Annotated in this window: 16 protein-coding genes and 1 tRNA gene; 8 read left to right on the top strand and 9 right to left on the bottom strand. The window is 69.1% G+C overall.

The genetic code is table 11. The annotated features are described in order from the left end of the window. Positions 1-462: 462 nt before the first annotated feature. Positions 463-534, bottom strand: a tRNA-Arg gene (locus ABZX61_RS03095). A gap of 116 nt (positions 535-650) precedes the next feature. Here ABZX61_RS03095 and ABZX61_RS03090 point away from each other — a divergent pair. The 5 genes from ABZX61_RS03090 to ABZX61_RS03070 all read left to right on the top strand — a co-directional run bounded on the left by ABZX61_RS03090 (position 651) and on the right by ABZX61_RS03070 (position 3,279). Continuing rightward, positions 651-1,040 (top strand): response regulator, encoded by a 390-nt coding sequence (locus tag ABZX61_RS03090; protein WP_350728568.1) that lies wholly within the window; start codon positions 651-653, stop codon positions 1,038-1,040. 48 nt (positions 1,041-1,088) lie between these two features. Further along, on the top strand, positions 1,089-1,727 hold the full coding sequence (locus ABZX61_RS03085) for a hypothetical protein (protein WP_350728567.1): 639 nt from the start codon (positions 1,089-1,091) through the stop codon (positions 1,725-1,727). Between the two features lie 75 nt (positions 1,728-1,802). Next, positions 1,803-2,465: an AIM24 family protein gene (locus tag ABZX61_RS03080; RefSeq protein ID WP_350728566.1), complete on the top strand. Its 663-nt coding sequence runs from the start codon at positions 1,803-1,805 to the stop codon at positions 2,463-2,465. A 36-nt stretch (positions 2,466-2,501) separates the two neighbouring features. Beyond that, a complete protein-coding gene (locus ABZX61_RS03075) occupies positions 2,502-2,804 on the top strand; it encodes a winged helix-turn-helix domain-containing protein (protein ID WP_185071156.1) in 303 nt (100 codons plus the stop codon). After that, a complete protein-coding gene (locus ABZX61_RS03070) occupies positions 2,794-3,279 on the top strand; it encodes a YbaK/prolyl-tRNA synthetase associated domain-containing protein (protein ID WP_350728565.1) in 486 nt (161 codons plus the stop codon). The genes ABZX61_RS03075 and ABZX61_RS03070 overlap by 11 nt, the downstream gene beginning before the upstream one ends. On the opposite strand, the gene ABZX61_RS03065 is transcribed toward ABZX61_RS03070, so the two are convergent. The 3 genes from ABZX61_RS03065 to ABZX61_RS03055 all read right to left on the bottom strand — a co-directional run bounded on the left by ABZX61_RS03065 (position 3,276) and on the right by ABZX61_RS03055 (position 5,667). Further along, positions 3,276-4,346, bottom strand: a complete 1,071-nt coding sequence (locus ABZX61_RS03065) for a cellulose binding domain-containing protein (RefSeq protein WP_355191046.1) — start codon at positions 4,344-4,346, stop codon at positions 3,276-3,278. The genes ABZX61_RS03070 and ABZX61_RS03065 overlap by 4 nt on opposite strands. A 118-nt stretch (positions 4,347-4,464) precedes the next feature. After that, the gene (locus tag ABZX61_RS03060) at positions 4,465-5,307 is read right to left on the bottom strand and encodes a universal stress protein (RefSeq protein WP_350728563.1); all 843 of its coding nucleotides are present in this window, start codon (positions 5,305-5,307) and stop codon (positions 4,465-4,467) included. Positions 5,308-5,319: 12 nt separating this feature from the next. Further along, on the bottom strand, positions 5,320-5,667 hold the full coding sequence (locus tag ABZX61_RS03055; RefSeq protein WP_225963971.1) for a hypothetical protein: 348 nt from the start codon (positions 5,665-5,667) through the stop codon (positions 5,320-5,322). Between the two features lie 155 nt (positions 5,668-5,822). Here ABZX61_RS03055 and ABZX61_RS03050 point away from each other — a divergent pair, with 155 nt between their 5' ends. The 3 genes from ABZX61_RS03050 (at position 5,823) to ABZX61_RS03040 (ending at position 7,941) form a co-directional block, all read left to right on the top strand. Further along, positions 5,823-6,218 carry a CBS domain-containing protein gene (locus tag ABZX61_RS03050; protein ID WP_355191452.1) on the top strand — a complete coding sequence of 132 codons (396 nt, stop codon included), beginning with the start codon at positions 5,823-5,825 and terminating at the stop codon, positions 6,216-6,218. A gap of 122 nt (positions 6,219-6,340) precedes the next feature. After that, the gene (locus tag ABZX61_RS03045) at positions 6,341-6,847 is read left to right on the top strand and encodes a SigE family RNA polymerase sigma factor (RefSeq protein ID WP_355191043.1); all 507 of its coding nucleotides are present in this window, start codon (positions 6,341-6,343) and stop codon (positions 6,845-6,847) included. Beyond that, entirely contained in the window at positions 6,844-7,941 is a 1,098-nt protein-coding gene (locus tag ABZX61_RS03040) for a hypothetical protein (RefSeq protein WP_355191041.1), read from the top strand. Before ABZX61_RS03045 ends, ABZX61_RS03040 begins: the two co-directional genes overlap by 4 nt. 45 nt (positions 7,942-7,986) lie before the next feature. Here the strand turns inward: ABZX61_RS03040 and ABZX61_RS03035 are convergent, their stop codons facing one another. The 5 genes from ABZX61_RS03035 to ABZX61_RS03015 form a co-directional block, all read right to left on the bottom strand. Continuing rightward, a complete protein-coding gene (locus ABZX61_RS03035) occupies positions 7,987-9,117 on the bottom strand; it encodes a hypothetical protein (RefSeq protein ID WP_355191039.1) in 1,131 nt (376 codons plus the stop codon). Beyond that, entirely contained in the window at positions 9,114-9,614 is a 501-nt protein-coding gene (locus tag ABZX61_RS03030; RefSeq protein WP_355191037.1) for a SigE family RNA polymerase sigma factor, read from the bottom strand. The genes ABZX61_RS03035 and ABZX61_RS03030 overlap by 4 nt, the downstream gene beginning before the upstream one ends. 78 nt (positions 9,615-9,692) lie before the next feature. After that, positions 9,693-10,538: a geranyl diphosphate 2-C-methyltransferase gene (locus ABZX61_RS03025; RefSeq protein ID WP_355191035.1), complete on the bottom strand. Its 846-nt coding sequence runs from the start codon at positions 10,536-10,538 to the stop codon at positions 9,693-9,695. A gap of 17 nt (positions 10,539-10,555) precedes the next feature. Further along, on the bottom strand, positions 10,556-11,722 hold the full coding sequence (locus ABZX61_RS03020; protein WP_355191033.1) for a family 2 encapsulin nanocompartment cargo protein terpene cyclase: 1,167 nt from the start codon (positions 11,720-11,722) through the stop codon (positions 10,556-10,558). Between the two features lie 38 nt (positions 11,723-11,760). Next, a complete protein-coding gene (locus ABZX61_RS03015) occupies positions 11,761-13,146 on the bottom strand; it encodes a family 2B encapsulin nanocompartment shell protein (protein WP_355191031.1) in 1,386 nt (461 codons plus the stop codon). Between the last annotated feature and the right edge of the window lie 90 nt (positions 13,147-13,236).

Below are 13,236 nucleotides of genomic sequence, written 5' to 3'. Positions count from 1 at the left end.
CGATAAGCCTTGAAGCTGACCGGGCGGTGCTGCTGGCTACGCAGCAACTGCTCGGTGTGCTACCGGCCACCGGCGGCGGCAGTAATCCTGAAGATCGCGTAAGAGAGATTCCTGCAGGCGGTCTGTGTGAGGGGCGTTGTGCCAGGCACGGCTGCGCTCCCGGGGCGGATCGCAGCGCGGAGGCTGCCTATGAACCGGCCGTCGTTCAGGTCCTGACGTCACATCGTGCTTTGGCATGCAAGTGCCGGGGACGCTTCCGAGCAGTTGCGGGTGCTCGGAGGCCGTGAGGCTTGTCAGGCACCTCGACATCAAGGCTCTGATGAGCTCGCTGATAGCGGCCCACAACTGGCCCACGACCAGCGAGCGTCAACGAGAACGGGCGGGACTCCGTGAGACTGGAGGCCCGCCCGTACCTGCGATGTTTGCCCTGGTCAGCGGCCGGAACCGCTGATCAAGATCGTGTGCCCCCTGTAGGATTCGAACCTACGCACCCGGCTCCGGAGGCCGGTGCTCTATCCCCTGAGCTAAGGGGGCTCGACGAGTGATAAGGCTATCAGCATCCCGGCACCACTCGGCACACGATAAAGGTCCTTGAACACATCCAGCGAAAACCACCCGTGACGACCCCGCTACAGGTTACCTTGGCGCCCGTGGGCGAGGTTCTTGGGAAAGTACTGGTCGTGGACGACGACGAGGTCATCCGGCAGCTCATCGCGGTCAACCTGAACCTGGAGGGGTTCGAGGTCGCGACCGCCACCGATGGGCAGGACTGCCTTGATCGCGTGCTCGACGTCATGCCGGACGTCATCACGTTGGACGTGATGATGCCGTGCCTGGATGGATGGACGACGGCGCAGAGGTTGCGGACCGAGGAGGCCACCAGTCACATCAAGGTGGTGTTGATCACGGCGCGGGCACAGGACGATGATAGGCGGCGGGGGTTGGGGATCGGGGTCGACGCTTATCTGACCAAGCCGTTCGATCCGGCCGAGTTGATTCAGGTCGTACGGGATCTGGCGACGGCGGCCGGCAAGGGATAGGGGCGGCCCGATTCCCTCGCTCCCCCGGATCTGATGGGAGTGGTGGGCATGGACGGGCGGCTTGAGCGGGCCAAGGAGCTCTATGAGCGGGCCGTTTTCGGCGGGGATGTGGCCGGGCTGGAGGCCGCCGATCGGGGGCTGGACGGCGTGGAGGCCGATCTGGCGCTGGTTCGAGGGCGGATCATGCACGGCCGGTTTCTCGATGGGCAGGGCGAGCAGGGCGACGAAGAGCTGAGGCTGTTCGAGAGGGCCGCGGAGCTTTACCGGGCGCTCGGAGATGTCCGGGGTGAGGGTGAGGCGCTGCTCTGGGTCGGGACCTTCCATCAGGTCGTCCGCGGGGACGAGGCGCCCGCGGCGGCGGCTCTGGAGCGGGCCCATGAGCTGGCGACGCAGGCCGGCGACAAGCTGACCCTCTCGTACGTCCTGCGCCACCTGGGCATCGCCGAACACATGGCCGGACGGCTGCCGGCGGCGCGCGAACGGCTGGAGGAGTCCGTACGGCTGCGCCGGGAGCTCGGGTTCATGGCCGGGGTGGCGGCCAATCTGGTGGGGCTGGCGTATATCGCTGCTGCGGAGGGGCGGCGTGAGGACGCCGTGGCGGTGCTGGACGAGGCCGCTGAGATCGCCGGCGCCGAGAAAGCGGCAACCGTCCTGGCGTGGGTGGAAGAGGCCCGAGGGCAGTTCTAGCCGGCGGCTTCTTTTGTGAAAAGTTTGCGTACGGTGGGCCGTAGCGTCCCCTCCCGAGCCTAGGAAGGTCCAACCGTGCGTAGCTCCATTTTCGGCAATCTCGAGTCCCAGCAGTTGCCCCCCGGCTTCGCGCTCCAGAACGGCAAGATGCTGCGCGTGCAGCTGCCGCACGAGGTCCTGGCCAAGCAGGGCTCCATGGTCGCCTTCCAGGGGAAGATGGACTTCGACTACGAGGGCGGCGGGCTCGGCAAGCTGTTCAAGAAGGCCGTGACGGGCGAGGGCGCGTCCCTCATGCGCGTACGCGGCGAGGGGCTGCTCTACCTCGCCGACAACGCCGACGACATCCACCTGTTCTACCTGGAGAACGAGGGGATCACCGTCAACGGGCGCAATCTGCTGGCGTTCCAGCCGCAGCTCACCTGGGATATCCAGCGCGTGCAGGGGGCCGGGATCGCGGCGGGCGGGCTGTTCAACACGACGGTCACCGGGACCGGGTGGGTGGCGGTGACCACGCACGGCACGCCGGTGCTGCTCGATGCCGCCCGCATGCCCACATACGCCGACGGCCAGTCCGCCGTGTGCTGGAGCACGGGGCTGCACGTCGGCGTCAACCGGACGATGAAGGCGGGAGCGCTGATCGGGCGGGGCAGCGGGGAGGCCATGCAGCTGGCGTTCAGCGGGCAGGGGTTCGTGCTGGTGCAGGCCAGCGAAGGGGCGCCCGTCGTGACCCAGTCCTAGGTAGACAGGTAATTAGCTAATTGCCATAATACCTTTGTGCTGGACGTCGACCTGGTCAAGGCACTGGCCAATGACAAGCGGCTGCTGATCCTCGATTGGCTGCGTGATCCCGAGCGCCACTTCCCGCCGCAACGCGACGGCGACCTCGTACGCGACGGAGTCTGCTCGCTCTTCATCGCCGAGAAGCTCGGCGTGAGCCAGCCCACCTGCGGCGAGCACCTCAAGGTGCTCGCCAAGGCGGGCCTGATCCGCGGCAAGAAGATCAAGCAGTGGGTGTTCTACCAGCGCGACGAGGACCGGATCGCCGCGGCGAAGGAGTTGTTGAGCAGTGGCTGGTGAGCTGTACGAGCGGCTGATCTCCGACATGGACGCCGCCGGCGCCCGCTACCGGGTGATCGAGCACGCGCCGGAGGGGCGGACCGACGAGGTCAGCGCCCTGCGCGGGCACGACGTCGCGCAGGCCGCCAAGTGCCTCGTCGTGATGGTCAAGATCGGCAAGAAGCAGACCCGGCACGTGCTGGCCGTCGTGCCCGGCAACGCCCGGCTCGACCTGCAGGCGGTCAAGTCGCTGCTGGACGGCACGTACGTGGCCTTCGCCGCCAAGGACAAGGCCGAGGAGCTGGCCGGCAGCATGAGCGGGACCGTGCTCCCGTTCAGCTACGACCCCCGGCTCGAGCTGATCGCGGACCCGACGCTGCTCGACCAGCCCGAGCTGTACTTCAACGCCGCCAGGCTCGACCGGTCCGTCGCGCTGGTCACCGACGACTACGTGCGGCTGGCCGAGCCCAGAGTGGCCCCCATCACAGCGAACTAGGAGCAGGTGGGCGTGGGGGCGGTGTTCGTGCCGCTCCACGAGGCGATGAAGCCGAACGTGGTCGAGGCCCCCGGCGCGAGCGAGCCGTTCCAGGCCACGTTGCGCACGGTCACCGCGGAGCCGTTCGCGCTCAGCGTGCCGTTCCAGAGCTGGCTGATCCGCTGCCCGTTCGCGAACGTCCACTGCACCGTCCACGCGCTCATAGCCGAGGCGCCGGTGTTCTTGACGGTGACCTCGCCCTGGAAGCCGTCCTGCCACTGGTTGGCGTTCTTGTACGTCGCCGTGCACCCGCCACCGGGAGTGGGAGTGGGGGTGGGAGTGGGAGTGGGAGTGGGAGTGACGGTGGGCGTCGAGGTGGGGGTGATCCCCGACAGGGCGCTCACCAGGGGCGGGTACCACTTGTCGGACATCTTCTGGTCACCGGCCGAGTTCGGGTGCACTCCGTCGTAGGTGTCCGTGCTCGTGCTGAACCCCGTCCACTGGTCCACCACCGTGATCGGCGACTGCTGCGTGGTGGTCGCGGCCGCCCAGGCGGGGATGGCGTTGTTGAAGTTCACGGCGCGCTGGCCGCAGTCGGCGCAGGTGGACGGGTTCATGGGGATGATCTTGGCGACGAGGATCTTCATGTTGGGGTTGCTGCCCCGCATCTGGTTCACGAGCGTGGTGAACGCGCTGAGGATCGTCGCCGGCGCGATGTTGCTCCACACGTCGTTCGTCCCGAGGTGCATCAGCACGATGTCGGGTTTGGTCGCCGAGAGCCAGCCGGGCAGCTGGCTCTGGTTGGCGATGTTGGTGGCCAGGTAGCCGCCGTGGCCCTCGTTGTCGCCGTCGTACGCGACGCCGCAGCCCTGCGGCGGGAGGGTGCCGACGAAGTCGATGTTGGTGTAGCCGGTGCTCTGGAGCCGGTTCCAGAGCAGGGCCCGCCAGCAGCCCGGAGAGCCGGTGATCGAGTCGCCCAGGGGCATGATCCGGGTGGCGGCGGCACCGCTGGCCTGCGTGGTCGTCACGAATAACACCGCCGCGGCGAACGCCAGCATCGCCGCCAGCAAGGTGCTGGTCCTGCGCATCGTCTGCTCTCCCGTCGTAGCCTGCGCAGATCGTAAGGACGGCGCCGGTACGACGGGAAGGCGGCGAGCCCCGCGCGAGGCGGCGGCCTGCGCGAACGCCGGGATCGGCGTGTAACTTTCAGACCCGCTCCCTGCGGACCACGGCGAGCGGGCAGGGGGCGTGGTGGAGCATGGCCTGGCTGATCGAGCCCATGAGCATCCCGGCGAACTGGCTGCGCCCGTGCGTGCCGACCACCAGCAGATCCGCCTCGGCCGCCGCCTCCCGCAGCACCTCGACGGGGTGGCCGTGCACGACCTCCGGCACCACCTCCACCCCCGGATGCCGTTCCCGGTGCCCCGCCAGGAGCGCGTCCAGCTCGCGCGACTGGTCCAGCTCGCCGTCGCGGTCGGCCGGCTCGAACCCGCTCGGATGTGGCCAGGCCCACGCGTGTACGGCGCGCAGCTTCGTACCGCGCAATTCGGCCTCGGCGAACGCGAAGCCCAGCGCCCGTACGCCCCCGGGAGAACCGTCGACCCCCACCACGATCTCGCCGCGCGGGGTCGAGGGGCGGGCGCGTACCAGGACGACGTCCGTGACCGCGTGCGCGGCGATACCGTACGCGACGGACCCCACCAGCAGCCCGCGCACGCCGCCGACGCCCCGGCTGCCCGCGACCAGCAGTTCGGCGTTCTCCGAGACCTTGACCAGGGCGGAGCGGGGGTCTCCGGGCAGCAGGACGGTCTCCACCGTGATCTCCGGCCGCTCCCGCAGAGCGCGGTCCCGCGCGGAGATCAGCACCGATTTCGCGCCCTCGCGCAGCCACCGCCCGACCTCGGCGTAGTGGCCGTCGGTCTCCTCGCAGACCCACTTCGGAACGGCGTGCGCCACGGTAAGCGGCACCTGTCTCAGCGCCGCCTCCGTGGCGGCCCAGCCGGCGGCGTCCAACCCGGTTCTCGAGCCGTCAACGCCGACGATGATCATGGAACTGGCTCCTCAGGTGAAGGCGTAGCACTCCACCTCGGCGCGGCGGTACGTCAGCCCCGCGGAGACGGATTCGCGAACGCACTGGCGTTCGGCCTTACTGAGCTTGAGCGTGCCGCATACGGTCACGCCGGAATACGTGCGACAGTCGAGCGTCTTGTCGTATTTGCCGATGCGGTACATCTCCTTGACCGCCTCACGGCACTTCGCCTTGCCCTGGTCGGCATAGCGGCACTGGGAGATGAGGGTGTCGTACTGCTGCTGACTCACTTCGTGTTGGGCGGTACCGTCTCCGAAGGCGGCGGTCACGCCGGACGTGGCCATGACCACGAGTCCTGCGACAGCGGCGATCTTTTTCATATGTCCCCTGATGGGAGCATACCGCCCAGGGCCCTCGCCAAACCTCGTGCGATCTCCCGCAGGCGGGGTAGGGCTCAGATTGAAGATTCCTTCGACCCCTCTCGGAGGAGGTAGAAATGGGCACATCGGGAGTCGGAAAAACAGTCCAGGACGTGATGCACCGCGGAGCGCAGTGCGTCGGCGAACACGACAGCCTCCGCACGGCCGCGCAGATGATGCGTGATCTTTCGGTCGGCGCGTTGCCGATCTGCGGGGACGACGACCGGCTCAAAGGGATCATCACCGACCGCGACATCGTGATCAAGTGTTGCGCCGAGGGCAAGGACATCGACCAGACCACCGCGAGCGAGCTCGCCCACGGGCTGGTCTGGGTCGACGCCGCCAGCAGCGTCGAGGAGGCGCTGCAGAAGATGACGCAGCACCAGATCAAGCGGCTGCCCGTGATCGAGAACCACCGGATCGTGGGCATGGTCACCGAGGCCGATCTGGCGAAGGAGCTGCCGGACAACAAGCTCGCCGAGTTCGTCCACCGCGTGTACGCACCCGCGTAGACGCGACCTATCAGATGCGAGGGGGTCCCAGAGCGGGGCCCCCTCATCATGTGAAAGCAGAGACGGATGTGCAACCTTTCGTCCCAGGACCGCATTGGTAAGGGGCGAGAGGAGACAGCACATTGGATCGTCACGACGGCTTCCGCGAGTTCGTGCTCGCCCGCCAGCAAGCGCTGATGCGGACCGCGTACCTGCTCGTGGGGGACGCCCACCTCGCCGAGGACCTGTTGCAGAGCGTCTTGACCAAGATCGTGAAGCACTGGCCCAAGCTGGCCAAGGAGGGCAATCCCGAGGCATATACGCGCAAGGCCCTGGTCAACCAGTACCTGGCCTGGCGGCGCCGCCTCCGGCCCGAGGTGCTGAGCGCCGCACCACCGGAGCAGGGCACCTCCCATGACAACGCCACGCTCGACCGGATCGTCCTGCGCCAGGCGCTGGCCAAGCTGACCCGCAAGCAGCGGGCGGTGATCGTGCTGCGCTACTGGGAGGACCTCACCGAGGCGCAGACGGCCGAAGCGCTCGGCTGCTCGATCGGCAACGTCAAGAGCCAGACCCATCACGCCCTCGCCCGCCTGCGCGCGCTCGCGCCCGAGCTGGCTGACCCGTACCTGCAGGAGGTAGTTCGATGACCAGGCTGCGCGAGGCGCTGAGCGGTCTCGCGGAGGAGGCACCGCTGGTGAGCCTGGCCGACGCGGCCATCGCCGGTCACCGGCGCAGGCGGCGCGGCACGATGGCGGCGACCACCGTCGCGACGGTCGCGGCGCTGGTGGCGTCGGTGGCGGTCGGGACGGTGGTCTGGCCCCGCGGGGCCCACCCGGCCGCCCCGCAAAGCGCGGACCCGGTGGCCGACCTGCCCGACGGGAAGGTGGGGGCGGTCGAGTACGGGTACAAGACGCCCTGCGACGTGTCCGCGGACCTTCAGGTCACCAACTGCCGCGTCCAGGAATGGCGGGTGGTCACCCGCGCCGGCACGACGTACCGGGTGCCGCAGGCGCTGGCATCCACCCGCAAGGGCGGTTACAGCCCCATCGCGATCAGCCGGGACGGGCGCATGCTCGCCTACTACAGCCGCGAGGCCCAGGCCCACGTGGTCCGCGACCTGACGACCGGCGCCGTGTCGACCTCCCCCTTCAAGGTGAAGGAGGAGCGGATCCAGATCGGCACCCAGCTCGTCGTCTCCGACGACGGCCGGTACGTGGGCTTCGATCCGCGGGTGGGGAGCAAGAGGGACACCGGGCTGCTGATCGACGTACGCACCGGCAAGACGGTGCGGGTCCCCGACCAGTTCGAGATCATCAGCATCAAGGCCGGCATCGCTCAGCTGCTCCGCAACGTCAAGACCGACATGTGGCTGATGCCCGTCACCGGCGGGGGCAAGCCGGTGCGCTTCGACGGGACGTTCATCCTCTTCAGCGAGCTCGCTCCGGACGGCCGCACGGTGGTCGCCCGCGACTACAAGGACAAGGAGCCGGCGCTCACCGTCCTCGACGCCAAGACCGGGCGGATCGTGCGGAAGGTGCCGATCCGCGGTCTGCCGAAGGGCGACGGCTTCCACGGCGCCACCATCTGGCAGAGCCCGTCCGAGGTCGTGATCCTCAGCGCCCGCAAGCAAATCAGCACGTATGCGGTCAACATCGAAACCGGGAAGGCCCGGCGCCTGGCCGACTACGCCAGCGGGCCCTGGACCAGCCTGGTCCTGCCCGGAAAGGGCGCCGGGAAGTAGCCGCCGCGAGGGCGAGACAGGTCTCGCCCTCGCCTGAGGCGGAGATCAGTGGATCCTGGCGAGGTCGATGATCACGTACTGGTCCTTGAGCGCATAGGACACCAGGCCGCCGTCGAGGATGCCCGGCTCCACCCCGGTCATCCGGCCCTTGTCGCTCGGCCGCAGGCCCAGGTCCCCCTGCTTGCCTGTGGCCAGGTCGAGCAGCACCTGACCGCCTGCGGCACCAGGCGGATCGGCGGCCATGAAGCGGTCGTCGCCCAGCCCGAGCACCGGGGAGCCGGGCAGGTCCCGTTCCCGCGAACCGTCGCGCAGCCGGTAGAAGCGCGTGTCGTCGGGCCTCATGCCGACGCACGTCGTCACGCCGCACCTGACGTACCTCTCCCCCGGCCGGACGACCGCCCTGCTCGCCTGCCCGGTCTCGGCGTTGAGCAGCTCCCGGAAGCTGGGCTCGCGGTCCTGCGTGTACTCGCTCGGGGTCGCCACCCACGGCCAGCGCAGGATGTGGTGCCGCTCCGCACCGGCGACGGGGGTCACGCGCCCGCCCCTCAAAGGGAACGTGAAGACCCCGCCTTGGACCAGTGAGAACGCCACCCGGTCGCCGACCACGGTCAGCTTCTCACCGCGCCCCTTGACCGGGCCGCCGGTGTCGATGGCGGCGGGCTTCCCGCCGGAGACCGGCACCGACCAGAACCGCGTGTGGTCGTCCTTGTCGATCGTCTGCCAGACGATCCGGCCCGCGCCGACCGTGAAGGCGTACCCGGAAGGGGCGTCCGCGATCTTTCGGGTCCGGCCGGTGCCGAGGTCGTAGGCGTAGACGGCGTCGGTCCGCTCGCCGCTCTTTTCCGTCCACAGGAGCACCGTGCGGTCGTCGATGAAGATCGCCGGACGAAAGTCCGGGACGCCCGGGAGCTGCCGGGGAATCTTCCAGACCGCGCCGGGCCAGACTGTCTCGACGGGTGCGGGCAACCTGGTCTGCGCCACCTGCGCCCCGTCGATGCCGCGTACCGTCACGCCGGCGATCACCATGGCGACCGCCGCCACCAGCGCCTGCGTACGCGTCCTGCGGCGGCGGGAGCGGGCCGCGATCCGGCCGGGGAAGCCGGTCGGGGCCTGCGGCGCCCCCTCGGCGGCACGGCCGAGCACCCGGCCCAGGTCGTCTTCCAGATCCGTGCTCATGGGACGCTCCTCCTCGCGGGCGTACGGTGGGCGATCGCGGAACGGAGCTTGGCCAGACCGAGCGACGCGTGGCTGCGTACGGTCCCCTGGGAGATGCCGAGGACGCCGGCGATCTCCGAGTCGTGGAGCTGCTCGTAGAAGCGCAGGACGAGGACGGCGCGCTGCTTGCGTGGCAGCCCTTCGAGCGCCTGCCAGAGCTCCTGGTCGGCGTCGGAGGGCAGCACGTCCTCGATCGGCCTCTCCGGGAGGGCCCAGGCGAGCTGCTCGCGGCGGCGGCGCCGCCAGGCGCTGATGTGCAGCCTGGCCATGATCGCCTTGGTGTAGCGCTCCGGATCCTCCTTCCTGCGCACGCGCGCCCACGCCCGATGCAACCTGACCAGCGCCTCCTGCGTCAGATCCGCCGCGTCGTGCGGATTGCCGCTCAGGGCGTAGCCGTAGCGCAGCAGCGCGTTGGCGCGTTCGGCGACGAACTCCGCGAACCGGGGGTCGTCTTCCACTTACCATCGCCTTTCCGTGATCGGTCTCCCCTCAGACGGACTTGGCGGTGGATTTGTTGAATGGAGGGGGAATCACCGTCAGATGCGGTCGGCGGCGATGAGCAGGTACTGGAAGCTGCCGTCCTTGTACGCGTCGAGGAACGCCTGCTCGATCCCCGTCGCGAGGTGGGTCTTGGCGCGCAGCTCCCAATAGGGGATGGTCGCGGCGGTGAGGTCGATGACGTCGATGGGGACGAGGCGGTTGGCCGCCATCTCCTTGAAGTAGGTGCTGCGGGGGTGGATGTCGCAGATGTAGTGGGCGTTGATCTGGCTCACGGCACGCGAGGGCAGGCCGTAGGCGTCGTTGTAGCAGCCGGTGATGCACACGTACCGGCCGCCCCGGCTCAGGAGGCGGGCGTGCGCGGCGAACAGCAGCGACAGCTCGACGTACATCGTGCTCTCGTTGTTCCAGATCGCCTGGAACGTTCCAGGTTCGAAACCGGTGTCGAGCATGTTGCGGAAATGGAAGCGCACCTTGTCGGACACACCGCGCTTCTCCGCCTGTTCGTTGGCGAAGGTCACCTGGGACTCGGAGATGGACACACCGTCGACCTGGCAGCCGTACCTGCGGTTGACCAGGAGGCTGGAGCCGCCACGGCCGCAGCCGGCGTCCATGGCCCGGTGCTCGGGCCGCAGCGCGCCGAGCTGGCCGATGAGGAGGTCGGCCTGCGCGTGCTCGAGCCGGTGAAGCTCCTCGATGATGCGTTTCTCGCGGGTGTCTTCCGGGCCTTCAAGGACCGACCAGTCCACCTCGCCGATGCCATAGTGGTGGTGGTAGATCCCGTCGACCTCACCCAGTCGGAGGTTGACCGGGTTCTTCTCGGTGTTCCAGTAGTCGGCGACGGAGTGCTGGTAGTAGGTGCTGAGTACGGGACTGGCCGTCATCGGCAATGCTCCTCTCTCTAGGACTTGTAGCGGCTGGTGGTGTCGTGCCATTCGACGCAGCCGGCCATCCAGCCCTGCGCCCCGCGCAGGAACCGCTTCAGCTCGACGGACGGTACGGCGTCGAGCGCAAGCCGGCTGGCCTCGAAACCTCTGACGAAGTCGTTGTGCATGGACACGGCGCGTTCGGTCGCCTCACGGATGGGGCAGCCCTCCTCGGCGGCGATCAGCAGGATCACGTTGGAGTCGGGGAGCTCGTCGGCCGCCTCCTTGGCGACGGAGTGCAGGTCGTTGACGAGGACGCTGGCGGTGCCTGCCTGCATGAGCGCAGTGTGGAACCTCCTGTCGAAGAAGAGATTGGCGGGGAGTTCGTACGCGCCCACGATGTCGATGAGTGTCATGGACGTGTAGAAGCTGTCGTGCTGCCGGGCCGCGAGGTAGCGCCACACGGGCGGCGGCGTCTCCAGGTAGCGCCAGGCGGCGTAGGCGGCCCAGCTCACGTACATCTGGGAAGTGATGTTGCAGATCCGCATGACCTGCGACGGGGTGGCGTGGCGGGTGATGTGGCTGACGGACGCCCGCAGGGAGACCAGCACGGGGTCGGCCTCGATCGCCTCCTCGAGCTGGCGCGTGTAGTCGCCCGCGGGCGGAGGCGGGTCCATGGCCGAGGTCACGAGGGCGAGCCGCGGCGGCAGCTCCGTCGGCGTGGCGCCCAGCTCGGTCTCGTCGGCGTAGTAGTCGTCGGCCGCCCACCAGGCGGCGTTCGTCTGCGCCGCGATCAGCAGCAGGTCGGGGTCGTCGGCGTCGGGGTGGGCGAGCATGGCCAGCCGCCCGTAGCCGGTCGCGCCGAACTCCTCCATGCGCCCCTCGTGCAGGCCGATCCGCTCCGCCCACGCCACCAGCCGCCGGTCCACCTCGTCGCCCAGCTCCTGGTCGTTCCTGACGAGCTCGGGGCAGTAGAGCGGCGGATAGGTCCCGTCGCCCCACTGCCGTTCCCGGTAGGGCAGCGGGGCGAGACTGTGGCGGTAGGCGGCGCTGCGCGCCGCCTGCGCGGGATCCATCGGAGCGGGCCTGGGCGGCTCGTGCCCGTCCCTTTCGTCGGGCCGTGGCACGGGATGGCGGTCGAAGAGCGGCAGGCGCAGCGCGGAGGTGCCCAGACCGGTGGGACCTGCTGCGATCTCGGGCATGACGCGCCCCTTCCTGGAGTCGAGCCGGAGTCGGGCGGTCAGGAGCGCGGCGCGGAGACGTCGACGTTCTCGAGGATGCCGATGGCGTCGGGCACCAGGATCGCCGCCGAGTAGTAGGCGCTGACCAGGTACGACATCACGGCCTGGGAGTTGATGCCCATGAAGCGGGCGTTGAGCCCCGGCTCGTGCTCCTCCGGGAGGCCGGTCTGGTAAAGGCCGACGACCCCCTGGTCCTCCTCCCCCGTGCGCAGGGCCAGGATGGAGGTGGTCTGGTGCTCGGAGATCGGGATCTTGCCGCAGGGGAAGATCGGGATGCCGCGCCAGGCCGGGATCTCGTGGCCGTCCACGTCGGCGCTGCCCGGCACCAGCCCGCGCCTGTTGCACTCCCTGAAGAACGCGGCGATCGCCTTGGGGTGGGCGAGCAGCATCTTGGTCTTGCGCCGCATGCTGATCAGGTCGTCCAGGTCATCGGGGGTCGGCGGGCCGGACCAGGTGCTGATCCGCTGGTCGTAGTCGGTGTTGTGCAGCAGGCCGAACTCGCGGTTGTTGACCAGCTCCCACTCCTCGCGCTCGCGGATCTCGTGGACCGTCAGGCGCAGCTGCTGTTCGAGCTGGCTCATGGGGTCGTTGAAGAGGTCGGCCACGCGGGTGTGGACCCGCAGGATGGTCTGCGTGACGCTGAGCTCGTACTCGCGGGGCCGGATGTCGTAGTCGACGAACGTGCCGTCGATGACCGGCTCGCCCACGTGCCCCGAGGCGAGCGCGACGGCCGCCTCGCCGCGGCGGTTGACCGGCTTGCGCGTCTCCTCCAGGTAGCGGACGACGTGCTCGCGCAGGGCGGGGGTGTCGCCGAGCAGCTGCTGGATCTCGTGGCGCGGTGCCACCAGGATCGTGCCGGAGGTGGCGGCCCTGACCGTGAACGGCCATCGGGGGCTCTCCTGCACGAGTGCGTCGTCGCCCAGGTGCGCGCCGTCGGTGATGACGCCGAGGGCCTGCGCGTCACCGTACGCGCCGGCGGCCAGCCGTTCGAGCCGGCCGTGGGCGATCACGTACGTGTCGGTGACCGGCGTGCCCGCCGCGGCGATGACCTCTCCCGCCTGGAACTCCCGCGGCGCGAACGTCGAGGCGATCGCCGCCAGCGCGTCGAGGTCGTCGAAGCCGCGCAGCAGGGGGATCTCCTGGAGCGTCTGCGGGACGATGAGCACGTCGTCCGCCCCGTTGAGCACCACGCTCACCCGGCCGCGCCCGATGTGGTGCGTCAGCCGGCGGTTGACCCGGTAGGTGCCGCCGCGCACGTCGACCCACGGCAGCCTGCGCAGGAGCCAGCGGGAGGTGATGGCCTGCATCTGCGGGCGCGTCTTGGTGGTGGTGGCCAGGTTGCGCGCGGCCCGGGTGTCCAAGCTCAACCGAGGCTCCGTCGACATGTTCCCTCGCAATCGCTCGCCTGTGACAGCAGATGTCCGTGAGGCATTCACCACTGAACGTAGTCAGGCTGACACAATCCGTAGAGTGTC

The organism is Nonomuraea sp. NPDC003709, from assembly GCF_040610775.1.
Taxonomy (GTDB): domain Bacteria; phylum Actinomycetota; class Actinomycetes; order Streptosporangiales; family Streptosporangiaceae; genus Nonomuraea; species Nonomuraea angiospora_A.
This window is presented reverse-complemented; position numbering and strand designations above follow the sequence as displayed.

Excerpts from the sequence above, each read along its gene's own strand:
- ABZX61_RS03085 (WP_350728567.1), top strand. The coding sequence starts at position 1,089 with ATGGACGGGCGGCTTGAGCGGGCCAAGGAGCTCTATGAGCGGGCCGTT.
- ABZX61_RS03065 (WP_355191046.1), bottom strand. The coding sequence starts at position 4,346 with ATGCGCAGGACCAGCACCTTGCTGGCGGCGATGCTGGCGTTCGCCGCG.
- ABZX61_RS03060 (WP_350728563.1), bottom strand. The coding sequence starts at position 5,307 with ATGATCATCGTCGGCGTTGACGGCTCGAGAACCGGGTTGGACGCCGCC.
- ABZX61_RS03055 (WP_225963971.1), bottom strand. The coding sequence starts at position 5,667 with ATGAAAAAGATCGCCGCTGTCGCAGGACTCGTGGTCATGGCCACGTCC.
- ABZX61_RS03050 (WP_355191452.1), top strand. The coding sequence starts at position 5,823 with ATGCACCGCGGAGCGCAGTGCGTCGGCGAACACGACAGCCTCCGCACG.
- ABZX61_RS03040 (WP_355191041.1), top strand. The coding sequence starts at position 6,844 with ATGACCAGGCTGCGCGAGGCGCTGAGCGGTCTCGCGGAGGAGGCACCG.
- ABZX61_RS03035 (WP_355191039.1), bottom strand. The coding sequence starts at position 9,117 with ATGAGCACGGATCTGGAAGACGACCTGGGCCGGGTGCTCGGCCGTGCC.
- ABZX61_RS03025 (WP_355191035.1), bottom strand. The coding sequence starts at position 10,538 with ATGACGGCCAGTCCCGTACTCAGCACCTACTACCAGCACTCCGTCGCC.
- ABZX61_RS03020 (WP_355191033.1), bottom strand. The coding sequence starts at position 11,722 with ATGCCCGAGATCGCAGCAGGTCCCACCGGTCTGGGCACCTCCGCGCTG.
- ABZX61_RS03015 (WP_355191031.1), bottom strand. The coding sequence starts at position 13,146 with ATGTCGACGGAGCCTCGGTTGAGCTTGGACACCCGGGCCGCGCGCAAC.